This is a genomic window from Vibrio sp. PSi01 (assembly GCF_054960695.1).
Genome location: NZ_JBHNYN010000012.1, coordinates 1 through 24502, shown reverse-complemented (window position 1 = coordinate 24502; position 24502 = coordinate 1). Strand labels below are relative to the sequence as shown.

Below are 24502 nucleotides of genomic sequence, written 5' to 3'. Positions count from 1 at the left end.
TTCGCCATGGGTATTGCACAATACCGCCCCTATATCTCCCAATCATTTAGTATTTAGCAAACGATTTCGACCCATGTTACTTATCATCGATAACTACGACTCTTTTACCTATAACTTGTATCAGTATTTCTGTGAGTTAGGGGTCACTGTGAAAGTTGTTCGCAACGATGAGATTGATATTGCGGGTATCGAATCGCTGAACCCTAGCCATCTTGTTATCTCTCCGGGTCCTTGTACGCCGAATGATGCGGGAATCTCTCTGCAAGTCATTGAGCACTTCGTGGGTAAGTTGCCGATCTTAGGTGTGTGTCTTGGTCATCAAGCCATTGCTCAAGTCTTTGGTGGTGAAGTGGTGAGAGCCAGACAAGTGATGCATGGTAAAACCTCTCCGATCCGTCATAACGGTAAGAGCGTTTTTCAAGGTCTCAATAATCCTCTGACTGTGACTCGTTACCACTCTTTAGTGGTGAAAAATGGTACGCTCCCTGACTGCTTTGAACTCACTTCTTGGACAGAGTTTGAAGATGGCAGTATGGATGAGATCATGGGTTATCAACACAAAACCTTGCCGATTGATGCCGTCCAATTTCACCCTGAATCGATTAAAACAGAGCAAGGACACCAGCTTCTTGCTAACTTCTTAGCGCGTTGAGTGTTTAAATTTGGCTTTTCATTCGTTCAAATAAGCCAGTTAAACGTATTACCTCGTTCGTTAAGCGTTTTAATTCGGGCGCGCCGCGTCTTCATCCCTCTGACGCCGATCACTTTTTATAACATTTCTCCCTCTTCAGGCTAAGTTTTTAGTCTATGCAATATTATTCGCCTTATTTCCTCTCGAACCCCTTATACCGCTGTACCAGTAAGGCTTTGCTGTTGATGGATAGACGTTTAGTTAAAAAAAGCTTCATAAAACAGATTGTTTGATGCATAAATAGTCATAGGTAGTGACGTTTAGCTGGTTGTTAGGGATGGCTAAAGAATAATCTACTATTGAAAAGGTTAATTAAATGTAAATATAATGCTGCAGCGGGATTATGGCGGGACAAAATATCTTTATCTCACTTATGAACCATTACGCTTATTTGCGAAGCTTGCGGTATCGAGAAGGAATGTACGATGACAGTGGAAAATAATGTAGAACGTAGTCTTTTTAATGAGGTGATGGTGCCTTGTTATAACCCAATGGAAATGATCCCGGTAAAAGGGGAAGGCGCACGCGTTTGGGACCAACAAGGCCGAGAGTATATCGACTTTGCTGGCGGTATCGCTGTGAGCTGCTTGGGCCACTGTCACCCAGCAATGGTGAATGCCGTTACTGAGCAAGCAAACAAGATTTGGCATCTGAGTAACGTGATGACCAACGAACCTGCACTGCGTCTAGCGAAGAAGCTAACCGACGTATGTTTTGCAGAAAAAGTATTTTTTGCCAACTCTGGCGCAGAAGCGAATGAAGCAGCATTGAAGTTGGCTCGTCGTTGGGCGGCAGATGTTCATGGCCCTGAGAAGTCTGAAATCATTGCATTCAAACAAGGTTTCCATGGTCGTACTTTCTTTACTGTAACTGTAGGTGGTCAAGAAGCTTATTCTGATGGCTTTGGTCCTAAACCGGGCGATGTAACTCACCTGCCTTACAATGATATTGCCGCGCTAGAAGCGCACATCTCTGATCGCACATGTGCAATCATGATGGAACCTCTGCAAGGTGAGGGTGGCATCATCTCTCCAACCTCTGAGTTTGTGAACACGGTTCGTGAGCTGTGTGACAAGCACAATGCGCTGCTTATTTTTGATGAAGTGCAAACAGGTAATGGCCGTACGGGCAATTTTTATGCGTATCAAGGCCTAGGTGTGACACCTGATATCTTAAGTACAGCAAAATCACTCGGTGGTGGTTTCCCTATCGGCGCGATGCTAACAACGACTGAACTCGCGACACACCTAAAAGTCGGTACGCACGGTTCAACATACGGCGGTAACCCACTAGCGTGTGCCGTTGCTGAAGCGGTTGTTGACGTCGTTAGCCAACCAGAAACCTTAGCTGGCGTAAAAGAGCGTGAAGAGCTATTTCGTGACGGCTTAGCTAAGATTAATGACAAATATCAAATATTCAGTGAAGTTCGTGGTAAAGGCCTATTATTAGGCGCTGCACTAAATGACGAGTGGCAAGGACGTGCACGTGACGTATTAGTAGCAGCAGGCGAACAAGGCTTGATGGTATTGGTTGCGGGTGCAAACGTGGTTCGTTTTACGCCATCACTGGTTATTACTACACAAGAAATTGAAGAAGGCTTATCAAAACTAGACAAAGCAATCGCTACGCTAGTTTAGCCTAAGCGGCGTCATAGGAATGATCGCCATTAGAGCGATCCCATGACGTTTTGCTAAAGGCCCAAGCTTCTGGTTTTGGGCCTATTTTGCATCTGGAGGGAATATTGATGCTAGTTGTTCGCCCAATTAAACTATCTGATTACGACGCGTTGCATACCTGCGCTGTTGAGTCAGGACATGGATTCACATCTCTTCCGGTTAACGAAGAACTGTTAACCAATCGTATTACTCACTCTGAATACAGCTTCGCGAAACAAGACGTGACCGAGCCCGGTGATGAAGGCTACCTGATGGTTGGCTACGATACCGAAACCGGAGAAGTGGCGGGTACGACCGGCATAGAAGCCTCGATTGGCTGGGATGTACCGTTTTATTCTTACCACATCAGCAAAGTAGTCCACTCATCACAAAAGCTAGGCGTGAACAACGTCGTTAAGCTACTGACTTTCGGTAATAACTACACCGGGTGCAGTGAGATCTGTACGCTATTTTTGCGTCCAGATTTCCGTGGCGGCTTGAACGGTCGCTTGATGTCGAAGTGTCGGTTTTTGATCATGGCGGAACACCCAGAGCGTTTCTCAAAAACGATTTTTGCTGAGATGCGTGGTGTATCGGATGCCGAAGGCAACTCTCCTTTCTGGCAATGGCTGCAAGAGCACTTCTTCTCGATTGATTTCACGCTTGCTGATTACCTAACCGGTATTGGTAAGAAAGGCTTCATTGCTGACCTAATGCCGAAGCTACCTATCTATGTGAACCTGCTGAGCAAAGAAGCTCAGGCGGTGATCGGAGAGGTACATGATAATACGCGCCCTGCACTTAAGTTGCTGGAACGTGAAGGTTTCACTAACCGAGGCTACGTTGACATCTTTGATGCGGGGCCAACGGTTGAATGTGATTTAAGAAACATTGAATCGGTACGTTATGCGATTCGTGCTCAAGTAAAAATTGCAGAGCACTCCAGTTCTAAAGACTTCCTAATTGGTAATACCTCGTTCGAGAACTTCCGCGCAGTCGCTGCGAAAGGTGCGTATGACCAAGCAAGTGACACAGTGATTTTATCATCTGAAGTAGCAAGCGCTCTTGAAGTAAAAGAAGGCGAATTCGTTCGCATGTTAGCTCAGTAAGAGCAGCGATTATCTGTCGAAGATTTTAAGGATAGAAGTATGACTCAGTGGATAGCAGGACAATGGGTGGCAGGTCAAGGTGACGCCATGGCATCAGTAAGCCCATACAATAATGAAGTAGTATGGCAGGGTGATAGCGCAACTCCTGCACAGGTTGAATCTGCAGTAGCAGCGGCTCGTGAAGCCTTCTTAGTTTGGAAAAAACTGAGCTTTGCCGAGCGTGAAGCGATCGTGTTGAATTTTGCTGAGAAAGTTAAAGAGAACAGCGAAGAAATAGCACAAATTATTGCAAAAGAGACGGGGAAACCGATTTGGGAAACGCGTACTGAAGCGGGCGCGATGGCGGGCAAAATTGCTATCTCTATTCGTGCTTACCATGAACGTACTGGTGAAGCTTCACGTGAAGCTGCAGGCAACCAAATTGTACTGCGTCATCGTCCATTAGGCGTAATGGCAGTATTTGGTCCTTATAACTTCCCTGGTCATCTACCTAACGGTCATATTGTTCCAGCACTGCTATCGGGTAATACCGTGGTATTTAAGCCGTCAGAGCAGACACCTTGGACGGGTGAGTTTGCGATGAAACTATGGCAAGAAGCTGGCCTTCCTGCTGGCGTAATTAACCTAGTACAAGGTGCCAAAGAGACAGGTATCGCACTGGCTGATGCTAAAGGCCTTGATGGCGTGCTGTTCACAGGTAGTGCCAATACCGGTCATATCCTGCATCGTCAATTCGCGGGCCAACCGGGCAAGATGCTGGCACTAGAAATGGGCGGCAACAACCCTATGGTGATCAGCGACCAATACGGTGATGCAGACGCAACGGTATACACTATCATCCAATCAGCTTTCATCAGTGCGGGTCAACGTTGTACATGTGCACGTCGCTTGTATGTTCCAATAGGAGATAAGGGCGATCAACTACTGGATAAGCTCGTTGCTGCGACCTTGAAAATTCGTGTCGATCAGCCACTCGCTGAGCCAGCACCCTTCATGGGCCCACAGATCTCTGAAGCTGCGGCTAAGTTCATTCTGGACGCACAAGCGAATCTGCAATCGTTAGGCGGTGTAAGTCTAGTAGAAGCAAAAGCGGGTCAAGCGGCGTTTGTTTCTCCTGGTATTATCGACGCAACCAACATTGCTGAACTGCCGGATGAAGAGTACTTTGGTCCATTGCTACAAGTGGTCCGTTATCAATCGCTAGAGCAAGCGGTTGAGCTAGCTAACGACACACGCTTTGGTTTATCTGCTGGCTTAGTATCAACAGATGATTCTGAATGGGAATACTTTGTTGACCATATCCGTGCGGGCATTGTTAACCGTAACCGCCAGCTAACAGGCGCAAGTGGCGATGCTCCATTTGGTGGTCCAGGTGCTTCGGGCAACTTACGCCCAAGTGCTTACTACGCGGCTGACTACTGTGCTTACCCTATGGCTTCAATGGAAGGTGGCGAAACTCAACTTCCGGCAACGTTTAGCCCAGGTATTGAGCTTTAATTTAGGCTAATGAGTCTTAGGCTTATGCGTTAAGTTTGAAATAGGAAGCGGTGCTATCGCTTCCTTTTTCCATCACGCCCAACACCTAGATTGGGCGGTAGATAATAATAGAAAAGTATGTCACAGGCTGATGGCTGCTGACTCTGTGTCTCAGCCTCTCCCTTTCTAATCCAAATTACTAGCTTGCTAGAACCTCTGACAAGGAGTCACCATGACGCCCGATCTACTCTTTAAATCACTTTGGGACGATTACATTCACAGGCTTTGTCCATCGGCTGAGAAAGTACATCACTTGCTGAAAGAAGACGAAGCTCTGATTAATGATCACATTGCACTGCGTACTTTCAATGTTGCTCCGCTAGGTATTGAAACATTGGCTAAGCCTTTCCTTGAGCTAGGTTATAAAGCGTGTGGCGATTACTTGTTTGAGAGTAAGAAGCTAGTCGCGAAGCATTACGAGCACCCAGATCCAAATCAACCTAAAGTGTTCATTAGTGAGTTGAAGGTCGAAGAGTGTTCAAGTGACTTACAACAGATCGTTGCTAAATTGGTTGAGCAAGTCGACGTAAGCAAGCTTCAAGGCCATGAATTCTTGTTTGGTGGTCGTCTATGGGACTTGAGCTTCGCAGATTTCCAAGTGCTTGCAAAAGAAAGTGAATACGCGTCTTGGCTCGCAGCTCATGGTTACGGTGCCAACCACTTTACAGTGAGCGTTAATCAACTCGATGCTTTTGATGAAGTGCAGGCAGTGAATGATTATTTGAGCGAATCAGGCTTCACGATCAATGCATCTGGTGGCCAGGTTAAAGGCTCTCCAGAGGTCTTATTAGAGCAATCATCAACAATGGCAGATAAAGTCCCAGTTTCATTTGTTGAGGGCAATGAGATGATTCCTGGAGGCTTCTATGAGTTCGCTAAGCGTTATGCGATGGCTAATGGTGAGCTTTATACCGGTTTTGTGGCAGCATCGGCTGACAAGATCTTCGAAAGCACTAACGGTTAAAGAAAGATACGAGTACGGACTTTACCCTAAAGATGCAGATAGGCTTCGCTTCGAGAGTGTTTGCGCTTCGAAGCTGTAGGTGTTTCATTCGCATCTCGCATCTCGCATCTCGCATCTGCTCTCTAGATCTTTAGAAAACAAAAAAGCCACCAAATTTGCATTTGGTGGCTTTCAAATTTTAGGCTCAGTTAATCGAGATTAACGAGTGCCATATACCACGATAGTTTTACCGTGTGCAGAAATTAGGTTCTGCTCTTCTAGCATCTTCAAGATACGACCAACTGTCTCACGAGAACAACCAACGATCTGGCCAATCTCTTGGCGAGTGATCTTGATTTGCATGCCGTCAGGGTGAGTCATTGCATCTGGTTGTTTTGCTAGGTTTAGTAGCGTTTGTGCGATACGACCAGTTACGTCAAGGAACGCTAAGTCACCAACTTTTTGGCTAGTTACTTGTAGACGGTTTGCCATTTGCGCTGATAGACGCATTAGGATGTCTGGGTTCACTTGGATAAGTTGACGGAATTTCTTGAAAGAAATTTCAGCTACTTCACAAGGAGATTTTGCACGAACCCAAGCTGTACGCTCTTGGTCTTCTTCGAATAAGCCTAGCTCACCGATGAAGTCGCCTTGGTTTAGGTAAGAAAGAATCATTTCCTTACCTTCTTCGTCTTTGATAAGAACTGCCACAGAACCTTTAACAATGTAGTACAAGGTTTCTGCCTTTTCACCAGCATGAATCAAAGTACTTTTTGATGGGTACTTATGAATATGACAGTGTGAAAGGAACCACTCTAATGTTGGATCGGTTTGAGGTTTACCTAGAACCATAATATCTCACTTCCTCTGCAGGGTATGCTTGCCGCTTTCCGTATTTTAGCTAAGCCTGGATTGACTTGTAGGATAAGAGCACTCGTTGAGCGCTGCAAGCTATCTTGTGTTTCGTTTAAGAATAGTATCCTTTTTCAGGTACTATTTCTTGATTTTAATCGTGACCAAGCTACGATTTTTTACGCAAAATTGTGCACATGATCACGGTATGAAAAGTAATCAACCAGAATGGTGCTCTGTTAACCAATTTTTCCGGTTTCGATGAGTTGTTGTAGGATCGGCCTTACAATGAGCTCCATAGCAAAACTCATCTTCCCTCCTGGTACCACAAGCGTGTTGTGGCGAGACATAAATGAGCCATCAATCATAGCTAAAAGGTAAGGGAAATCGACGTTTTTGATGCCGCGCAAACGTATAACAACGAAGCTTTCGTCTAAACTTGGGATCCCTTTAGCGTTGAGAGGGTTTGATGTGTCTACCGTTGGAACACGCTGAAAGTTGATGTGAGTACGCGAAAACTGAGGAGTAATGTAGTTAAGGTAATCATCCATCGAGCGAACAATCGAGTCCATTACTGCTTCACGAGAATGACCACGATCGCGTGTGTCGCGAACGAATTTCTGGATCCATTCTAAGTTGACGATAGGTACCATGCCGATCAGCAAGTCGACGTGTTGAGAAACATTGATATCGCCATCAACCACACCGCCGTGCAGGCCTTCGTAAAACATCACATCTGAATTTTCTGGGATCTCTTGCCATGGCGTAAAGGTGCCTGGCATTTGATTGTAAGGAACGGCTTCATCGAACGTGTGCAGGTAGCTACGTACCTTGCCTGTACCTTCGTTACCGTATTTACGGAAGAACTCTTCTAGCGCACCAAAGTCGTTGGCTTGTGGACCAAAGTAGCTGATGTGCTTACCTTGCTCGCGCGCTTTACGGATCTCGACATCCATCTCTGGTCGAGTGAAGCGATGGAAACTATCCCCTTCAACCCAAGCGGCCTTCACGTCCATCATATTGAACATTTTACGGAAGGCTTCTGAGGTGGTGGTGGTGCCGGCTCCTGATGAACCCGTCACCGCAATAATTGGATGTTTAGCGGACATGACAACCCTTGTCTTTTGAGTAACTTACTTGTTAGCAATCGTTTACCACTATAACACGGCTCCTTTATGAGCGCAGCCTAGAAGCGTTTTGTGACTTGAATATCAACGGTTTCATGCAGCTCAGAAAATACGATACTGACTTCTCCTGAGGCTAATTGATGTTTCACTTGGTCAATCTTGTTTTGCAATGAAACCTCTACATCACCGTAGTCTGTACCTTCACGCAGCACGAACTCTTTGATGAGGTTTTCCAGTGTTTCTGGTGCAATGTCTTGCCATGGGATGATCATAAATACTTCTCTCTTTTATGTTCATGGATATGTTGATAACTATGTTTATTAATTAGTAATGTTTTTACTTCTATTTACTAAGGCTCGGTCATTATGCCGAATCTTGGATACTTTCATAGTAGGCTGGCAATGCTTCTTCTAGCCAAAACCTGGGCTTGAGCGTGCTACCGGTAATGAACCCCACATGGCCACCTTTCTGAAACAAGCGATAATCAATATTGTCTGGTAGTACGAATTTTGGAATAACATCATCAGTCATGAAAGGATCGTCTTTAGCATGAATGATCTGAGTCGGTAGCTTAATCTTATTCAGTTTTGGAAGCGCTGAACATTGAGCATAGTAGTCTTGAGCATTCTTAAATCCATGCAGAGGCGCAGTGATCCTTTCATCAAACTCATACAGTTTGTCTATTTTTTTGATGGTTTCAGCGGAGATACCTATTTTTTCTTGTAACAGCTTAACCTTTTTCAAGGCATTCGATTTGAGTGAGTTGAGCAGGTATTTTTTATAGAGCCTAGAGAAGCCTCTTTCAATACGACTGGAGCAGCAAGCTAAATCAAAAGGAGCAGAAACTATCGTTGCCGCCGACAGTAATGGGTCGTCCGCATACTCAGCCAAGTAGTTCGCCAGCATGTTTCCGCCTAGAGATATACCAACCGCAACCTTTGGGTTATTGGGAAATTGCGCGTGTAAGTGTCGTAGAAAGAAACGAGCATCTTCTACTTCTCCTGAATGGTACGCGCGAGCCAAGCGATTCGGTTTTCCGCTGCATCCTCTAAAGTGCATCATCACGGATAACCAACCATCTTTAGCAAACGCATTCATCAGTCCATTGGCGTAAGGGCTTTCAAAGCTGCCTTCCAAACCGTGGAATAGAACGAAAATGGGCTTATTATTCGCATCTCCTCTGCTTTTATTATCACTATTGGTGCTATCTCCCTTAGGGTCCTCGCTCCATGCAAGGTCGAGGAAATCACCGTCGGGAGTTTCTAAGGTTTGCCATTGAGGATCAAATAACGCCTGCTTTCTAATAAACCGTGGCACTAAGGTTTGTAAGTGCGGATTAGAGAGACCAGCCGCTGCGGTAAATATTGTCATAAAACAGTCCATGCTTCTTTTATGGGCTTTGATAAAGTGTTGAGCTTTTAGTGAAACGCCCATGTTTTTATTTGAGCTTGGTTGATTCTCGGCATAAGCGCAAGAGTTTCACTCATACAGGTTACAAAACAGGTTGTAGGTAACTGGTTGAATACTATCGAGGTTAAGCTCTATATATTGCTAATAATCCGAGCCACCATCGCGTGAACACGAAGAACGATAGTCCCCAATAAGCTTGGATCTTGATCTAACAAAAGGAAAAGGGAATGCCTTAGGGCTGAGGGGCTGGTTCAGAAAAAGCAACATAGAGGTTTTCTGCCCCTAATAATCGACAGTATTGAAAAGCGAGAGGCGCTTGTTGGTTTGCGAAAAGCTGAAGAGAGTTTATGTAGTCGACGAGATCAGATTGTTGTTGTTTCTCTAGTTGTAATTCGAACTGTAAGGCTTCACGGTAGAGTGAATCAACAACGTGTGCTTTGAGATGCTTACGTAGCTCTCGATAACTATGAAGCAGGGTTTCAGAGCGGCTCAAACACTGTTGAACTTTGTGCCACTCTTCTTCGGCAAAAGACAATTGCTGCTCATCAAGCCATTTGAGCAGCAGCAGTAGATTGACGTTGCCGTGAAACTGGTTTTGTAAAGCTAGGCACGCATCCTTTACACCACGCACACTGTAATACTGAAGGCTAAATTGCCATAGTCGTTCCAGTGTTAGTGATATTGGGGCGTGCTCTGGGCTCATAAGCTATCCATATCCTGTTCCATCTGCTCAAGCTCTTCTTGAGTGGACATCCAATCCATTTCAACTTCTTCTAGCTGTGATTTACTGCTCGCTTGGAGAGCGAGTACTTTATTCAGTTTAGCCTTATTTTCAGCTTCATACAGTGAAGTGTCGGATAATTCTTGCTCGGCTTCTTTAAGAGCCAACGTTAATTTATCCATCTGCTTTTCAAATTGACTCAGCTTTTTACGAATTGGTGCCGTTAGTTTACGGAACTCTGCTTCTTTACGTTTCTGATCTTTTTTTGCTGCTGCACTGTTGGCGCCGTCTTTTGCTGGTGCCAATGCTTGTGCTTCTTTGCGTTCAACTTTCTGCTGTTCGGTTAGCCACTTGTAGTAATCGCTTAGGTCACCATCAAACGGTGCCACTTGGCGGTCGTGTACCAAATACAAATCATCGGTAGTCGCACGGAGTAGGTAACGGTCATGCGATACGATAACCATTGCGCCTTCAAACGTCTGCAATGCAAACGTCAGCGCCTGACGCATGTCGAGATCCAAGTGGTTGGTTGGTTCATCGAGCAGCAACAGATTTGGTTTTTGCCATACTAGTAGCGCCAGAACTAAACGCGCTTTTTCACCGCCTGAGAAGGGGGCTACTTTATCGAGCGCTTTTTCACCTTGGAAACCGAAGCTACCTAGGTAATCACGCAGTTGTTGCTCTGTGTGTTTAGGGGCAATCTGCATCATGTGTTGCAGCGGTGTTTCTTCTGGGTGCAGCGTCTCTAATTGGTGCTGTGCAAAGTAACCCATCTTAACGCCTTGTGAATAGCTCAGTTCACCACCTTGCTGTTTCAGTTCGCCAGAAAGGAGTTTAATCAGTGTTGACTTACCAGCGCCATTTCGGCCAAGTAGACCAATACGACTGCCCGGTACTAGGTTCAAGCGAATCTTCTCTAGAATCAGGTTGTCATCGTAACCCGCAGAGACTTCATCCATCATCATGATTGGATTTGGTAGCGCGTCTGGTTCTCTAAACTCAAAGCTGAATGGGTTATCAAATTGAGCGGGCAGCACTTGTTCCATTTTCTCTAATGCTTTGATACGGCTTTGCGCTTGGCGAGCTTTTGAGGCTTTGTAGCGGAAACGGTCAATGTAGCTCTGCATATGAGACATTTGTTTCTGCTGTTTTTGGTACATCGCTTGTTGCAGGATCAGTTTTTGCGCGCGTTGAGTTTCGAACGATGAGTAGTTACCGGTGTATTCATTGAGCTGCTGGTTTTCAACATGCACGATGCGGTTGACGATAGGATCCAAGAAATCTCTATCGTGCGAGATAAGAACGAGTGTGCCAGGGTAGTTTTGTAACCAGCGTTCTAGCCACATTACTGCGTCTAAATCCAAGTGGTTGGTTGGCTCATCGAGTAGCAGTAGGTCACTGCGGCACAATAGGGCTTGCGCTAAGTTCAAACGCATACGCCAACCACCCGAGAACTGGGTTAGGTTCCATGTCATTTGTTCTTGGCGAAATCCTAAGCCATCCAATAGCTCAGCAGCACGTGCTTTGATGCTGTAACCACCAATGGTTTCAATTTTGCCGTGGATCTCTGCTACTAATGTGCCGTTGTCGGCTTGTTCAGCTTTCTCTAGTTGATCTTCAAGGCCGCGATATTCACGGTCGCCATCAATCACGTATTCAATCGCTGTTCTTTCTAGTGCTGGCGTTTCTTGAGCAACCCAAGCCATTTCCCAATGGGCTGGTTTACTGAATGAGCCAGCATCAATAGACAGCTCGTCTTTAATTAAGGCGAACAGCGTAGATTTACCACAGCCGTTTTTACCAACCAAACCGATCTTGTCGCCAGGATGAAAAGTCGCAGATGCTTGGTCGAGGAGTGGCTTACCGCCGCGTAGCAATTGAATATCAGAGAAAGTAATCATATAGAGGTAGCATAGAAATTAGAGGTGAACAGACGCCTGCATAGTAGGCTGAATCCAGATAAAAGTCGATCACAATGCAATTTGCGTTATGATGCCAATAACATATTAATAACTTTTATTTAAATTCTAGTGGCCTTGCCACCGTTTAGCCCTTAAAGGAATGTTTCAAAGGAATGAGTATTACTCCCTCGATAGACAAACCCGTGCCAAAGGTATTAGTGATCTATGCGCACCCAGAGCCGCAAACCTCTATCGCTAACCAGATCATGGTTAAAAAGATAGAGTCGCTTGGGAATGTTAAAATCCACGATCTTTATGCCCTCTATCCTGACTTCTTTATTGATGTGCCTTATGAGCATGAACTGCTTCTGCAGTACGATGTGATTGTATTCCAACATCCTTTGTTTATGTACTCATGCCCTTCGTTATTGAAGGAATGGTTTGACCGAGTATTAGGCAAGGGCTTTGCGTTTGGTGAGCAAAGTGCACTTAAGGGTAAGCATTGGCGCAGTGTTATCACCACGGGTGGTAAAGAAGAGGCGTTTGGTGCTGCAGGCTATAATAAGTATCCCTTACAAGAGATCTTGCAACCGTTTGAGCTAACTGCCGCTTTGTGCCAGATGCACTGGATGTCACCTTTAGTTTTACATTGGGCTCGAAATGTCTCGGATATGACGCGTTACCAACACGCTGAAGAATATCGAAATTGGTTGCGAGATCCGCTACAAGATATAGGAGCAAATGATGGCTCTGACTAATGATTTCCTACAAAGTAGCGCTATATTTTTAGCGGCGGCTGTGGTTGCGGTTCCTATCGCGCAGCGAGCAGGCTTAGGTTCAGTATTAGGTTACTTATTAGCGGGTGTCGCTATTGGTCCATGGGGGCTTGGCCTAATCAGTGACGTAGAGGCCATTCTACATTTCTCAGAGTTCGGGGTGGTGCTGCTGCTCTTCCTTATTGGTTTAGAGCTTAACCCCAAAAAACTGTGGCAGATGCGGGCGCCTATTCTCGGCTTAGGGGGGGCGCAAGTGTTGATCACCACCTTGATTATTACCGCCATCGCCTGTTTGTTCGGATTGACTTGGCAAACTAGCCTCGTGATAGGTATGGGGTTAGCCTTATCTTCGACAGCCATCGCCTTGCGCGTTATTGAAGAGCGAGAGCTTGGTGGTAAAGAAGCGGGACAGTCAGGCTTTGCAGTCTTACTTTTCCAAGATATTGCAGTAATCCCTATGTTAGCGGTGTTGCCTCTGCTTGCGGGCAATACGGGCGGTAGTTGGGCTGACATGTTGTGGATGCTAGGCGGCGTGATTGGCTTACTTGTTGGTGGTCATTTCTTACTGAGACCACTATTCCGCTATGTGGTCATGAGCGGTGTTCGTGAGTTGTTTACCGTTGCAGCGCTGCTATTGGTGATTGGTATTGCCGTCATCATGCAGCAGATTGGTTTGTCGATGGCGCTGGGTACTTTCTTAGCGGGTGTTCTTCTAGCAGAAAGTGAATATCGACACGAGCTTGAAATTGCGATTGACCCATTCAAAGGGTTATTGCTTGGCCTGTTCTTTATCTCTGTGGGTATGGCGGTGAACTTAGGTTTACTAGCCGAAAGCCCATTCGCGATACTGATTGCAGTTTGTGCATTGGTCGTGTTGAAAGGTTTGGTACTGTATGCACTTGCCCGTATCTTTGGTACACAGACAAAAGCGCGTAGCCGAATGGCGATGATACTCAGCCAAGGTGGTGAGTTTGCCTTTGTTATTTTTACTGCGGCGAGTGCACAGGGTATTTTAAGTGGTGAACAGGTATCGTTCTTACTGGTCGTGGTGAGTTTATCAATGGTGACTACGCCATTGATGCTTAAGCTGCAAGACCGATTCTTTGCTCGTCAACTTAATCAAATCAGTGAAAGCGCGATGTCTTCTGATGTGGTTGATCGTAGCCCTAGAGTGATCATTGCTGGTTTTGGTCGTTTCGGTCAGATCATTGGTCGCTTGATGTACGCTAATAAGATTCGTATCACCGTCCTTGAAAGTGATGCCAGCCAAATACATATCCTTAGAAAATTCGGCTACAAGGTATTTTACGGTGATTCAACTCATCTAGAACTGTTACGTGCCGCAGGCGCTGATAGAGCGGAGGCGATTGTACTGTGTACTGACTCTCCCGATGAAATCATGAAAACCGTCGATTTATGTAAGCAGCACTTCCCGCGCTTAAAGATCTTAGCGCGTGCACGAAGCCGTGTTGAAGCCTATCAATTACTTAACCATGGTGTGAGCAACTACTCTCGTGAAACTTTCCTTGGAGCATTAGACTTAGGACGTCAAACATTGACTGAACTTGGCATGCATCCATATAAAGCGAAGCGAGCAGAAGCACATTTTAGGAAATTGGATAATGGTATGCTCAAAGAGTTACTTCCTCAGCACAACGAAGATGCCGAGCTAGCTCAAAGAGCGAAAGAGGCTCGTAAAGAGCTGGAAGAAATTTTTGGACACGAGATGGAAAATGATCATCAGTCTCGAAACTATTGGCAGTAGCCTGAGTCTAGAGTGAATAACCCGAGCTTAGGAATATAACTGAACTCAGAAATAGCAGTCTAAAGAACCAACCTAATAATAAACGCGGTCTCTGCTTAGTTTCTAATAGAGCGGGCGGGATGAACTGCGAATCCAGAGTAGTAAAGGACATTAACGTGAAACAGAAAAAACGCTTTATCGCTGGGGCGAGCTGCCCAAGCTGCAACACTCAAGATACTCTTCGCTGGTGGATAGAGAATAATATCGAATTGGTGGAATGTGTTGATTGTAATTTCAATGAGCAGCGGAAACCGAAAACTGTAGAGAAATCTGAACACGCGAATCAAGAAATGATCGGTATTTTTAAACCAGAATGATTGAGTTTCACTAATTCATCCCCATAATACCGGGTGTATAAAATTTATTCCTAGGCTCAACTGTTCGAGCCTAGTCCAAACCTCCTTGGAGCTCTCATGAAAATTGAAAAGAACGTAGTAGTTAGTGTTGCATATCAAGTGAAACTTGAAGATGGCGTAGTAGTTGACCAATCAACTGCAGAAGCTCCACTAGATTACCTTCACGGTCACAACAACCTAATTACAGGTCTTGAAAAAGAGCTTGAAGGCAAAGTTGCTGGTGACAAGTTCTCTGCAACGGTTACTCCAGAAGACGCTTACGGTGAACACAACGACGACCTAGTTCAACGTGTTCCTGCTGACGTATTCCAAGGTGTTGAGCAAATCGAAGTTGGTATGCGTTTCTTAGCGGATACTGACCAAGGTCCAATCCCAGTTGAAGTGACTGAAGTAGATGGCGACGAAGTTGTTGTTGACGGTAACCACATGCTAGCTGGCCAAACTCTAACGTTTGACGTTGAAGTTGTAGCGGTTCGTGAAGCGACTGAAGAAGAAGTTCAACATGGTCACGTACACCAAGAAGGTGGCTGTGGTGATCACGACCATGATCACGAAGGTGGTTGTTGTGGTGGCGAAGGCCATGACCACGGTGAAGAGAAAAAAGAAGGCTGCTGCGGCGGCGGTAGCTGTGGTTCTCACTAATACCGAATGAACGGTTTAGATTAAGAATCTTGAAAGCCTCCTTTGTTGGAGGCTTTTTTCGTATTGGTGTCTAGCTTTTTGACCTCGCTTTTATCTACCAAACTAAGTGTCCGCAAATCTAAGCATTCGTAAAAAGTTTGGTTTTCGCTATCAGACATAGAACCATGGATGTGATATTGATAGGCACAACATTATAAGACGACATCAGTGGAGAGTTTGCATGTCACAACCTTTTTCAATTGCCATTCATGGTGGTGCAGGAACCATCTTACGAGAGCAAATGAGCGATGAATTAAAAACGGGTATTACCGAGGCTTTGGAAAAGTCAGTTTTAGCTGGCTATCAAGTACTGCAATCGGGCGGTGATGCTCTGGATGCGGTGGTGGCATCGGTTAAAGTGATGGAAGACAGCCCGCATTTTAATGCCGGTAAAGGTTCGGTTCTGACTCATGATGAATTTGTTGAGATGGATGCTTCTGTTATGCACGGCCGTGAAATGGATGCGGGTGCGATTGCTGGTGTCCGTCATATCAAAAACCCGATTGAACTTGCGCGTGATGTGATGCTGAAAAGCGATCATGTGTTGTTGATTGGTGAAGGCGCTGAGAAGTTCGCCTTTGAGCATGAGTACACCTTCACCGAGCAGGATTACTTCTTTACTGAGCGTCGCTACGACCAGCTTCTATCAATGAAAGAGAAAGGCATCTTTGCTTTGTCGGAAGCAAAATACGACGAGCAGCAAGCCGAGAAATACCCTGACGACAAAAAATACGGAACAGTTGGCGCGGTGGCGTTAGACCAAGCAGGTAACCTAGCAGCTGCAACCAGCACTGGTGGCGTAACCAATAAGAAATACGGTCGGGTGGGTGATTCTCCGATTATTGGTGCGGGAACTATTGCTGAAAATGGCAACGTTGCCGTCTCAACAACCGGGATGGGTGAGTTCTTCTTACGTAAAATGGTCGCCAGTGATGTCGCAGCACGAATGCGTTATCTGAAGGAAGATGTGCACACCGCTTGTGAAACGATCATTCAAGGTGAATTGAAAACCATGGGTGGAGAAGGCGGTTTGATCGCTATCGATGGCCAAGGCGATATTCATTTTGGTATGAACAGCTCAGGAATGTACCGTGCAAGTGTTGATACTCAAGGTCGTGTTGAAGTGAAGATTTATGCCGACGACTAAGTTGGTATTGGCTTAATTGGCTGTAACTTATTCACTGAGATGGAATAAACAAAAGGGCGACAGATAAGCATCTGTCGCCCTTTTAGTTTTCTATGTCCCGCCCTGACATGTGTTTACACATCGAGGACGAGAGACTAACGATATGCGTCGCTAGAATCTATTCGTCATTTTGAACTGCGCTTAATAGTGCGGAGGTGGCGTCTCTTCTGATGCGTCAGCTAAGTTGGAGCCATCCATATTTTTCACTTTACCCACCACGAACTTCATTTGATCTTGCATTCTCGTGATCAACATCTGTTGTTGGCTAAGCGCTTCATTGAGTTCTTCAATGGTTTGTTCTTGGAAAGCCAACTGACATTCTAGGTCATTCACACGGCTTTCTAGTTGTTCCATTCGCTTTTCTGTCATCGTTCTAATCCACATTCCAAGCTTGGGCGATGCCCGCAGAGGTGCCCGATATCACACGGTTCTTTTCATCAAAGGCTGCATCATACACTACCGCACGGGGAGGGCGAGCATCTTTTAGTGGCTCAGCATCGTGACGAGAAATTCGTTTTCCATCTTGAGTATTCCACACACTCACTTGGCTTGATGGCGTACCTGTCACCAGCATACTGCCGTTATCAGAAAAGCGAGCGCTAGAGAATATCAGCTGTCGAGACCAGCTCTGCAATTGCGCTTGAGGTTCACCTGTTTCCAAATCCCATATCATCGCTTGGTTGCCGCCATCGGAAGTAAAAGCTAATTCTCCATCCCGTTGTAGTGCAACTCGTACTACTCTTTGTTCATGCTTGAAGGTACGTAACACTAAGCCTGATTCGGTGTCCCAAAGGTAAGCTTTGTAGTCGTTACCGCCTGATAATGCGTAGCGCCCATTCGAAGAAAGGGAGACTGAATTTACTTTTTCTCTGTGAGCGAGGAACTCCAGACGGCGTCCGGTGACTAAGTCCACATAGATAGCTTTGCCATTAGATAGGCCAAGCAAGACTTTTTCACCATTGCTAGAAATATCGACATCACGAATCAAGCCATCGGAAATAGACCAGAGCCCCTCAGCCTGAGTCCAAGATAAGTCCCAAACGGCGAAGTTCATCTGGCTGGCGGTAATGGCAAAGCGGCCATTGTCTGAGATGCGGATTCGCGATACTTGGTTTTCGGATTGGTCTTGGGGGCCAAGTTGAGCGAGTTCTTTGTTTTGATCTAAATCCCAAAGGAGCAGTTGTTTTTCTTGAGAGTAGAGCAGGGCAAAACGTCCATCTCTGCTGAGTGCAAAGCTGGTGGCGCCATTGGGTTCTATTTCCCAACGCTGATCATCATCCTGGAAGAAAAAGCAACCATTTAACAAGGTGATGACAATTGTATATAGCAATGAGTGGAAAAATATTCGCATCACATCTAATAATCCGGTTTGTGTCGAAAGACATATGACTAGTATATTGTTATAACTAACGTATTCACACCAATCTAATCATTAGATTTGTGCACAATAACCAATGGCTTGGCCATTAATTGGAGAATTCAATGAAATCAGTTTTAAAAGTATCACTGCTTGCCGCAACGGTTATGCTAGCAGTTGGTTGTCAGAAAGAAGAACCAAAGGCAGAAGCTCCACAGGTTGAAGAAGTTAAAGTAGAAGCAGTAAACTTTAAAACAGAAGATGACAAAGCGGCTTACGCAATCGGTGTATCTTTCGCAAACTACCTAAGCACAAGTATTGATAAGCCAAGTGAGCTAGGCATTAACCTAGACAAAGACATGGTTCTTCAAGGTATCGAAGACGTATTCGCAGAGAAAACAGCACTGAACGAAGAAGAAACTCGCGCTGCTCTTGAAGCTCTAGACAAGCGTGTTGCTGAAACGATGCAAGCACAAGCTGCAGAAAAGTCAGCAGAAGTGAAAAAAGCGGGCGATGAGTTCCGCGCTGAGTTCGCAAAAACTGAAGGCGTAAAGCAAACTGAATCTGGCCTACTTTATCAAGTAATGACTGCTGGTGAAGGTGCTTCTCCAAAAGACACTGATACCGTTCAAGTACACTACAAAGGTACGCTAACAGACGGTACTCAGTTCGACAGCTCTTACGATCGTGGCGAACCAGCAACATTCCCACTAAACCGCGTAATCCCGGGTTGGACTGAAGGCGTACAACTGATGCAAGTTGGTTCTAAGTACAAGTTCGTTATTCCGCCAGAGCTAGCATACGGTGAGCAAGACACACCGACTATCCCTGCTAACTCAACGTTAGTGTTCGAAGTTGAACTATTAAACATTGATAACGCTGAAGCGGCTCCTGCTCAGTAATATCAGTGAGAACTCTTGTTCTCAAATTCGTTGATTGAACAAAAGCCTAACTTCAAGTTAGGCTTTTTTTATGATTTGAAGGTGAGTATTTGATTTTTAAACTTGTTCTAAATCACTAGTTGCAATGTTAGCTAGGTGTGCAATTAAAATTTTCTGATAAACTTACATAAATTTGTTGATTTTTCACACGAAGGTAAGGAATAAGTGACTACTACAGAAACAGTCAATGCGGACGTGTTACTCGAAATGGAATCAGTCCATGTCATGCCATTCAGTGAACACGATAAAATTATCTTAAGATCTTACGAGGCCGTGGTCGACGGTATCGCGAGTCTAATTGGTCCGTTTTGTGAAATCGTTTTACACTCTCTAGAAGACCTCAATACTTCTGCAATCAAAATTGCCAATGGCGAAAACACAGGTCGTCAGGTTGGATCACCGATCACCGATCTTGCGCTAAAGATGCTAAAAGATATTGAAGGTTCTAAGCGTAACTTCTCTCGTTCATACTTTACTCGCGCTAAAGGTGGAGTATTAATGAAGTCAATCACGGTTGCTATTCGCAATGGTGAAGACCGAGTGATTGGCTTGTTGTGTATTAACGTCAACTTAGATGCACCTTTCTCACAAGTGCTGCAATCTTTTATGCCGACGCAAGATGCTGACGAAGCTGCATCTTCGGTTAACTTTGCTAGTGATGTTGAAGAACTTGTTGACCAAACGGTTGAACGAACCATTGAAGAAATCAATGCAGACAAGTCTGTATCGAACAACACCAAGAACCGTCAAATAGTGATGGAGCTTTACGACAAAGGTATTTTCGACATCAAAGACGCGATTAACCGTGTTGCTGAGCGTTTGAATATCTCTAAGCACACCGTGTACTTGTACATCCGTCAACGTAAAACAGAGGATGAAGAGGGTTGTTAAGTTATACGCTCATAGTCAATGGACCTGTTTATGGTTCACAATCTGCCAGAAGTGCTTACCAGTTTGCATTGGCTCTACTAAAGCAGGGCCATAAGCTACACAGTGTATTCTTCTATCAAGACGGTGTGAGCAATGGCTCGAATCTCACTGTGCCTGCTAATGATGAATTTGATTTAGCTTCTGAGTGGCAAAAGCTTGCAAGTGAATATGATATTAGCCTTGAAACTTGTGTCGCAGCGGCCTTAAGACGAGGTGTGGTAAGCTCTGAAGAATCTGAGCAACATCAATTAAGCGGTTCTAATCTAGCATCTGGCTTCACTCAAACTGGGTTGGGAAGCTTATCTGAAGCGTTACTAACACAAGATAGGGTTGTGCAGTTTTGAGAAAATTAGCCTTTATATTTAATAGTTTTCCTCACACAACCGCGGCTGGTAGAGAAGGGCTAGATGCATTGCTCGCAGCTTCAGCTTTCAGTGAAGATATTACCGTGTTCTTTGTCGGAGATGGTGTGACACAGCTTCTCAAAGCACAGCAGCCAAGCGAAACACTATCACGTGACTACATCTCTGCATTTAAATTAATGGACCTATACGACATCGAACAGGTGTATGTGTGTCAACGTAGCCTAAATCAATTTGGTTTATCGACGGACAATCTACTCATTGATGTGACGGTTGTTGAAGTGGATCAATTAGCGCGAAAGTTAGCTCAATGCCAACAAATACTGACTTTTTAGGAAACGCTATGCTTCATATTGTAAAATCGGCAGAGAAACTAAAACTCGCATTATTGTATTCCCAACCACAGGATCAGTTTATTTTGGTCGAGGATGCTGTGTATGTTTGCCTTCCAAATCATGAGTTATACACTCAAATTTCTGCAGTTGAAGATGTGTCGGTATTAAAACCGGATCTCGACAGTCGAGGTTTACAACAGTTGGCTTCAAGTTCATTGGCTCAAGTAGACTTCGATGGATTTGTTAAATTAACGGTTTTAAACGACAAATCAGTAACTTGGTAACTATCTTTTATCATTGTGGTCAAAAATAAACCATCCTGAGCTCTAGATGGCTAAAAAAGATCTGTATATTTCTTGACACACCTCCCACTGCTGAATAGAATTTTGCGTCCCTAATTACGACTTGTAATTAGGGATAGATTTTTCACAAAGCTTACTTTCAAGTAAATTTCAGGAGCTAGTTAATGGCAACTATTAACCAGTTGGTTCGCAAACCTCGTGTAAAGCAAGTTGTTAAAAGCAACGTGCCTGCACTAGAAGCGTGCCCACAAAAACGTGGTGTATGTACTCGTGTTTACACTACTACACCTAAAAAACCTAACTCGGCACTACGTAAAGTATGTCGTGTACGTCTAACCAACGGTTTCGAAGTAACTTCGTACATCGGTGGTGAAGGTCACAACCTTCAAGAGCACAGTGTTGTATTAATCCGTGGCGGTCGTGTAAAAGACCTTCCGGGTGTACGTTACCACACTGTTCGCGGCGCGCTTGACTGTGCTGGCGTTAACGACCGTAAACAAGGTCGTTCTAAGTACGGTGTGAAACGTCCTAAGTCTTAATGCATTTTCTTTTTTAAAAGAAAGCGTTAAGTAAGGCCAAACACTATTTTATTTATTATTCTGAAAAGTTTTGGAAAAAACCTGAAGAAGACAACGGAGAATATCCATGCCACGTCGTCGCGTAATAGGTCAGCGTAAGATCCTTCCAGATCCTAAGTTCAAATCTGAATTGCTGGCAAAATTCGTTAACATCCTTATGGTTGACGGAAAGAAATCTACTGCAGAGAAAATTGTTTACACTGCACTAGATTCAATGGCTGAGAAGTCTGGTAAAGACCACTTAGCTGTATTTGAAGAAGCTCTTGAAAATGTTCGCCCAGCGGTAGAAGTTAAATCTCGCCGTGTAGGTGGTTCAACTTACCAAGTACCTGTAGAAGTTCGTCCGGTTCGCCGTAACGCTCTTGCTATGCGTTGGGTAGTTGAAGCTGCGCGTAAGCGTGGTGAAAAATCTATGGCTCAACGCCTAGCTGCTGAAATGCTAGACGCGTCTGAGAACAAAGGTACTGCGGTTAAGAAACGTGAAGACGTTCACCGCATGGCTGACGCAAACAAAGCGTTCGCACATTACCGTTGGTAATACCTTTTTAGTACTGCAAGGTTCCTTGCAGTACTTCTTTAGTTCCTATGCTTATGCTAGGAACTATTGCTATTTCTAGGGCAAGCCTTTTTTAGCGAAGTATCGCTATTAACGCATAATCTAGACATAGCAATAGTCCCTAAGTCTCGAATAAGAGGATTCAACCGTGGCTCGTAAAACTCCTATAGAGCAATACCGAAATATTGGTATCGTTGCTCACGTAGATGCAGGTAAAACAACCACAAGTGAACGTATTCTGTTCTATACCGGTCTTTCTCACAAAATCGGCGAAGTTCACGATGGTGCAGCAACCATGGATTGGATGGAGCAAGAGCAAGAGCGCGGTATTACGATCACTTCGGCTGCAACTACTACGTTTTGGCGTGGTATGGAAGCTCAGTACCCAGACCACCGCATCAATATCATAGATACTCCAGGACACGTTGACTTCACTATTGAAGTAGAACGTTCTCTGCGTGTACTTGATGGAGCCGTTGTCGTGTTCTGTGGCTCGTCGGGTGTTGAACCTCAGTCAGAGACAGTTTGGCGTCAAGCTGATAAGTACCAAGTTCCACGTATGGTTTTCGTTAACAAAATGGACCGTACAGGCGCAGACTTCTTGCGTGTAATTGAACAGATCAAGGACCGCCTAGGCGCGACTCCTGTTCCAATTCAACTGAACATTGGTGCTGAAGATAATTTCCAAGGCGTTGTCGATCTTATCAAGATGAAGGCAATCAACTGGAACGACGCTGATCAAGGCATGACTTTTACGTACGAAGATATTCCTGCAGACATGCAAGAAATGGCTGAAGAGTATCGTACAGAACTTGTTGAAGCAGCTGCAGAAGCATCTGAAGAGCTAATGGATAAGTACCTTGAAGAAGGTGAACTGACTGAAGCTGAAATCAAACAAGGTCTACGTACTCGTACCCTTAGCAATGAAATCGTACTCGCAACTTGCGGTAGTGCGTTCAAAAATAAAGGCGTACAAGCTGTTCTAGATGCCGTCGTTGATTTCCTTCCTTCTCCTGTTGATGTACCTGCTATTAAAGGTATCGATGAGAACGAGAATGAAGCAGAGCGTCACGCAGACGACAAAGAACCGTTCTCTGCACTGGCATTTAAAATTGCAACAGACCCATTTGTTGGTACTTTAACTTTCATCCGTGTTTACTCTGGTGTTGTTGAAAGCGGTAAAACGGCTTACAACTCAGTGAAGCAACAACGTGAACGTTTAGGTCGCATTGTTCAAATGCACTCAAACAAACGTGAAGAAGTAAAAGAAGTACGAGCAGGTGACATCGCAGCTATTATTGGCCTTAAAGATGTGACCACTGGTGAAACGCTTTGTGACCAGAACCATAAAATCGTTCTTGAGCGCATGGAGTTCCCAGATCCAGTTATTCAGATCGTTGTAGAGCCGCGCTCTCAAGCTGACCAAGACAAAATGACGATCGCTCTAGGTAAGCTAGCAGCAGAAGATCCATCGTTCCGTGTTGAAACGGATGACGAAACAGGCCAGACACTAATTTCTGGTATGGGTGAACTGCATTTAGATATCATCGTTGACCGCATGAAACGTGAATTTAACGTTAACTGCAACGTTGGTAACCCGCAAGTTGCTTACCGTGAAACCATTCGTGGTACAGCGAAAGCGGAAGGTAAGTTCATCCGCGAACATGGTGGTAAAGGTCAGTACGGTCACGTATGGCTTAAGCTCGAACCATCAGAAGTTGGCGAAGGTTTTGTCTTTGTAGACGAAATTGCCAACGGTATCGTTCCAAAAGAGTTTATCGCTTCAGTTGCTAAAGGTGTTGAAGAGCAGATGAACAATGGTGTACTTGCTGGCTATCCAGTTTTGGATATCAAAGCTACACTATATGATGGTTCTTACCATGAAGTAGATTCAAGTGAGATGGCGTTTACAATCGCTGCCTCTATGGCTTTCAGAACGGGTGCACTTGAAGCGCAACCAGTTCTGCTTGAGCCTATGATGAAAGTTGAAGTAACTACTCCAGAAGACTGGATGGGTGATGTTGTTGGTGATATTAACCGTCGCCGCGGCCTCATTGAAGGTATGGACGAGGGGACAGCTGGCCTGAAGATAATTCGTGCACAAGTTCCGTTGTCTGTCATGTTCGGTTACGCAACTGATTTACGTTCTGCGACACAAGGTCGTGCTTCTTACTCTATGGAGTTTAGTGAGTACGCTGAAGTGCCTAACAATGTTGCAAAAGCAATCATTGCAGAACGTGGTTAAACAAGACGGAGGCATTTTTTTTCATTTTTTGAAAGAACAATGCGTCCAAATATTGCGCTAACGAGAGTTGGCGCATAAAATAGCAATTTCTGGCGCGTCTCGCTCAATAATGAACGTGGCGAATCATAACTAGGAAGGAACACGATTG

At 44.9% G+C, this 24502-nt stretch carries 26 protein-coding genes; 18 read left to right on the top strand and 8 right to left on the bottom strand.

Features of this window, described 5'->3' with window-relative positions; translation table 11 throughout:
* The first annotated feature begins 73 nt into the window (after positions 1–73).
* The 5 genes from ACFI6G_RS15605 to ACFI6G_RS15585 all read left to right on the top strand — a co-directional run bounded on the left by ACFI6G_RS15605 (position 74) and on the right by ACFI6G_RS15585 (position 5955).
* Positions 74–652, top strand: a complete 579-nt coding sequence (locus ACFI6G_RS15605) for an aminodeoxychorismate/anthranilate synthase component II (RefSeq protein WP_010435229.1) — start codon at positions 74–76, stop codon at positions 650–652.
* A gap of 464 nt (positions 653–1116) precedes the next feature.
* Positions 1117–2328, top strand: a complete 1212-nt coding sequence (locus ACFI6G_RS15600) for an aspartate aminotransferase family protein (protein ID WP_016767992.1) — start codon at positions 1117–1119, stop codon at positions 2326–2328.
* A 107-nt stretch (positions 2329–2435) separates the two neighbouring features.
* Positions 2436–3455, top strand: coding sequence for an arginine N-succinyltransferase (astA, locus tag ACFI6G_RS15595; protein WP_016767993.1), 1020 nt, complete (start codon positions 2436–2438; stop codon positions 3453–3455).
* Positions 3456–3494: 39 nt separating this feature from the next.
* Entirely contained in the window at positions 3495–4952 is a 1458-nt protein-coding gene (astD, locus tag ACFI6G_RS15590) for a succinylglutamate-semialdehyde dehydrogenase (RefSeq protein ID WP_462710352.1), read from the top strand.
* A 211-nt stretch (positions 4953–5163) separates the two neighbouring features.
* Positions 5164–5955, top strand: coding sequence for a DUF1338 domain-containing protein (locus tag ACFI6G_RS15585; protein WP_010435216.1), 792 nt, complete (start codon positions 5164–5166; stop codon positions 5953–5955).
* 198 nt (positions 5956–6153) lie between these two features.
* Here the strand turns inward: ACFI6G_RS15585 and crp are convergent, their stop codons facing one another.
* From crp to ACFI6G_RS15555, 6 genes are all read right to left on the bottom strand, one after another.
* On the bottom strand, positions 6154–6786 hold the full coding sequence (gene crp / locus ACFI6G_RS15580) for a cAMP-activated global transcriptional regulator CRP (RefSeq protein ID WP_004729651.1): 633 nt from the start codon (positions 6784–6786) through the stop codon (positions 6154–6156).
* A 239-nt stretch (positions 6787–7025) separates the two neighbouring features.
* The gene (locus ACFI6G_RS15575) at positions 7026–7895 is read right to left on the bottom strand and encodes a phosphoribulokinase (protein WP_010435210.1); all 870 of its coding nucleotides are present in this window, start codon (positions 7893–7895) and stop codon (positions 7026–7028) included.
* Positions 7896–7972: 77 nt separating this feature from the next.
* The gene (locus ACFI6G_RS15570) at positions 7973–8185 is read right to left on the bottom strand and encodes a YheU family protein (RefSeq protein WP_010435208.1); all 213 of its coding nucleotides are present in this window, start codon (positions 8183–8185) and stop codon (positions 7973–7975) included.
* Positions 8186–8276: 91 nt separating this feature from the next.
* Positions 8277–9284, bottom strand: coding sequence for a hydrolase (locus tag ACFI6G_RS15565; RefSeq protein ID WP_010435205.1), 1008 nt, complete (start codon positions 9282–9284; stop codon positions 8277–8279).
* A 271-nt stretch (positions 9285–9555) separates the two neighbouring features.
* Positions 9556–10026 (bottom strand): TIGR02444 family protein, encoded by a 471-nt coding sequence (locus ACFI6G_RS15560; RefSeq protein WP_010435202.1) that lies wholly within the window; start codon positions 10024–10026, stop codon positions 9556–9558.
* Complete coding sequence (locus ACFI6G_RS15555; protein ID WP_010435200.1) at positions 10023–11945, bottom strand: ABC transporter ATP-binding protein; 1923 nt, start codon at positions 11943–11945, stop codon at positions 10023–10025. Before ACFI6G_RS15555 ends, ACFI6G_RS15560 begins: the two co-directional genes overlap by 4 nt.
* Positions 11946–12118: 173 nt before the next feature.
* On the opposite strand from ACFI6G_RS15555, the gene kefG reads away from it, so the two are divergent.
* The 5 genes from kefG (at position 12119) to ACFI6G_RS15530 (ending at position 16709) form a co-directional block, all read left to right on the top strand.
* Complete coding sequence (kefG, locus tag ACFI6G_RS15550) at positions 12119–12703, top strand: glutathione-regulated potassium-efflux system ancillary protein KefG (protein WP_010435196.1); 585 nt, start codon at positions 12119–12121, stop codon at positions 12701–12703.
* Positions 12690–14486, top strand: coding sequence for a glutathione-regulated potassium-efflux system protein KefB (kefB, locus tag ACFI6G_RS15545; RefSeq protein ID WP_010435193.1), 1797 nt, complete (start codon positions 12690–12692; stop codon positions 14484–14486). Before kefG ends, kefB begins: the two co-directional genes overlap by 14 nt.
* Positions 14487–14641: 155 nt before the next feature.
* Positions 14642–14842 (top strand): YheV family putative zinc ribbon protein, encoded by a 201-nt coding sequence (locus ACFI6G_RS15540; protein ID WP_022570897.1) that lies wholly within the window; start codon positions 14642–14644, stop codon positions 14840–14842.
* A gap of 96 nt (positions 14843–14938) precedes the next feature.
* Positions 14939–15523 (top strand): peptidylprolyl isomerase, encoded by a 585-nt coding sequence (gene slyD / locus ACFI6G_RS15535; protein ID WP_016783707.1) that lies wholly within the window; start codon positions 14939–14941, stop codon positions 15521–15523.
* A gap of 220 nt (positions 15524–15743) precedes the next feature.
* A complete protein-coding gene (locus ACFI6G_RS15530) occupies positions 15744–16709 on the top strand; it encodes an isoaspartyl peptidase/L-asparaginase family protein (RefSeq protein WP_462710351.1) in 966 nt (321 codons plus the stop codon).
* Between the two features lie 180 nt (positions 16710–16889).
* On the opposite strand, the gene ACFI6G_RS15525 is transcribed toward ACFI6G_RS15530, so the two are convergent.
* Together ACFI6G_RS15525 and ACFI6G_RS15520 are read right to left on the bottom strand one after the other, a co-directional pair.
* A complete protein-coding gene (locus tag ACFI6G_RS15525) occupies positions 16890–17117 on the bottom strand; it encodes a SlyX family protein (protein ID WP_462710350.1) in 228 nt (75 codons plus the stop codon).
* A gap of 4 nt (positions 17118–17121) precedes the next feature.
* Positions 17122–18099 carry a WD40 repeat domain-containing protein gene (locus tag ACFI6G_RS15520; RefSeq protein WP_010435178.1) on the bottom strand — a complete coding sequence of 326 codons (978 nt, stop codon included), beginning with the start codon at positions 18097–18099 and terminating at the stop codon, positions 17122–17124.
* Between the two features lie 131 nt (positions 18100–18230).
* Between ACFI6G_RS15520 and fkpA the strand changes: the two genes are divergently transcribed.
* From fkpA to fusA, 8 genes are all read left to right on the top strand, one after another.
* Entirely contained in the window at positions 18231–19007 is a 777-nt protein-coding gene (gene fkpA, locus ACFI6G_RS15515; protein WP_010435176.1) for an FKBP-type peptidyl-prolyl cis-trans isomerase, read from the top strand.
* A gap of 204 nt (positions 19008–19211) precedes the next feature.
* Positions 19212–19937 (top strand): helix-turn-helix transcriptional regulator, encoded by a 726-nt coding sequence (locus ACFI6G_RS15510; protein ID WP_004729851.1) that lies wholly within the window; start codon positions 19212–19214, stop codon positions 19935–19937.
* Entirely contained in the window at positions 19931–20320 is a 390-nt protein-coding gene (gene tusD, locus ACFI6G_RS15505) for a sulfurtransferase complex subunit TusD (protein ID WP_462710349.1), read from the top strand. The genes ACFI6G_RS15510 and tusD overlap by 7 nt, the downstream gene beginning before the upstream one ends.
* Positions 20317–20673: a sulfurtransferase complex subunit TusC gene (tusC, locus tag ACFI6G_RS15500; protein WP_010435172.1), complete on the top strand. Its 357-nt coding sequence runs from the start codon at positions 20317–20319 to the stop codon at positions 20671–20673. The genes tusD and tusC overlap by 4 nt, the downstream gene beginning before the upstream one ends.
* An 8-nt stretch (positions 20674–20681) precedes the next feature.
* Positions 20682–20957 (top strand): sulfurtransferase complex subunit TusB, encoded by a 276-nt coding sequence (gene tusB / locus ACFI6G_RS15495; protein ID WP_010435170.1) that lies wholly within the window; start codon positions 20682–20684, stop codon positions 20955–20957.
* A gap of 182 nt (positions 20958–21139) precedes the next feature.
* Positions 21140–21514: a 30S ribosomal protein S12 gene (gene rpsL, locus ACFI6G_RS15490; RefSeq protein WP_004737194.1), complete on the top strand. Its 375-nt coding sequence runs from the start codon at positions 21140–21142 to the stop codon at positions 21512–21514.
* A gap of 106 nt (positions 21515–21620) precedes the next feature.
* Positions 21621–22091: a 30S ribosomal protein S7 gene (gene rpsG, locus ACFI6G_RS15485; protein ID WP_010435163.1), complete on the top strand. Its 471-nt coding sequence runs from the start codon at positions 21621–21623 to the stop codon at positions 22089–22091.
* A gap of 166 nt (positions 22092–22257) precedes the next feature.
* Positions 22258–24354: an elongation factor G gene (gene fusA, locus ACFI6G_RS15480; protein WP_016768003.1), complete on the top strand. Its 2097-nt coding sequence runs from the start codon at positions 22258–22260 to the stop codon at positions 24352–24354.
* Positions 24355–24502: the final 148 nt, after the last annotated feature.

Bases quoted from the DNA above. Each gene is read 5' to 3' on its own strand.
- ACFI6G_RS15560 (WP_010435202.1), bottom strand. From the start codon at position 10,026: ATGAGCCCAGAGCACGCCCCAATATCACTAACACTGGAACGACTATGG.
- ACFI6G_RS15585 (WP_010435216.1), top strand. From the start codon at position 5,164: ATGACGCCCGATCTACTCTTTAAATCACTTTGGGACGATTACATTCAC.
- ACFI6G_RS15570 (WP_010435208.1), bottom strand. From the start codon at position 8,185: ATGATCATCCCATGGCAAGACATTGCACCAGAAACACTGGAAAACCTC.
- rpsG (WP_010435163.1), top strand. From the start codon at position 21,621: ATGCCACGTCGTCGCGTAATAGGTCAGCGTAAGATCCTTCCAGATCCT.
- kefB (WP_010435193.1), top strand. From the start codon at position 12,690: ATGGCTCTGACTAATGATTTCCTACAAAGTAGCGCTATATTTTTAGCG.
- ACFI6G_RS15520 (WP_010435178.1), bottom strand. From the start codon at position 18,099: ATGCGAATATTTTTCCACTCATTGCTATATACAATTGTCATCACCTTG.
- ACFI6G_RS15575 (WP_010435210.1), bottom strand. From the start codon at position 7,895: ATGTCCGCTAAACATCCAATTATTGCGGTGACGGGTTCATCAGGAGCC.
- ACFI6G_RS15530 (WP_462710351.1), top strand. From the start codon at position 15,744: ATGTCACAACCTTTTTCAATTGCCATTCATGGTGGTGCAGGAACCATC.
- ACFI6G_RS15565 (WP_010435205.1), bottom strand. From the start codon at position 9,284: ATGACAATATTTACCGCAGCGGCTGGTCTCTCTAATCCGCACTTACAA.
- ACFI6G_RS15525 (WP_462710350.1), bottom strand. From the start codon at position 17,117: ATGACAGAAAAGCGAATGGAACAACTAGAAAGCCGTGTGAATGACCTA.
- tusB (WP_010435170.1), top strand. From the start codon at position 20,682: ATGCTTCATATTGTAAAATCGGCAGAGAAACTAAAACTCGCATTATTG.
- rpsL (WP_004737194.1), top strand. From the start codon at position 21,140: ATGGCAACTATTAACCAGTTGGTTCGCAAACCTCGTGTAAAGCAAGTT.
- kefG (WP_010435196.1), top strand. From the start codon at position 12,119: ATGAGTATTACTCCCTCGATAGACAAACCCGTGCCAAAGGTATTAGTG.
- astD (WP_462710352.1), top strand. From the start codon at position 3,495: ATGACTCAGTGGATAGCAGGACAATGGGTGGCAGGTCAAGGTGACGCC.
- ACFI6G_RS15600 (WP_016767992.1), top strand. From the start codon at position 1,117: ATGACAGTGGAAAATAATGTAGAACGTAGTCTTTTTAATGAGGTGATG.
- ACFI6G_RS15555 (WP_010435200.1), bottom strand. From the start codon at position 11,945: ATGATTACTTTCTCTGATATTCAATTGCTACGCGGCGGTAAGCCACTC.
- astA (WP_016767993.1), top strand. From the start codon at position 2,436: ATGCTAGTTGTTCGCCCAATTAAACTATCTGATTACGACGCGTTGCAT.
- fkpA (WP_010435176.1), top strand. From the start codon at position 18,231: ATGAAATCAGTTTTAAAAGTATCACTGCTTGCCGCAACGGTTATGCTA.
- slyD (WP_016783707.1), top strand. From the start codon at position 14,939: ATGAAAATTGAAAAGAACGTAGTAGTTAGTGTTGCATATCAAGTGAAA.
- ACFI6G_RS15605 (WP_010435229.1), top strand. From the start codon at position 74: ATGTTACTTATCATCGATAACTACGACTCTTTTACCTATAACTTGTAT.
- crp (WP_004729651.1), bottom strand. From the start codon at position 6,786: ATGGTTCTAGGTAAACCTCAAACCGATCCAACATTAGAGTGGTTCCTT.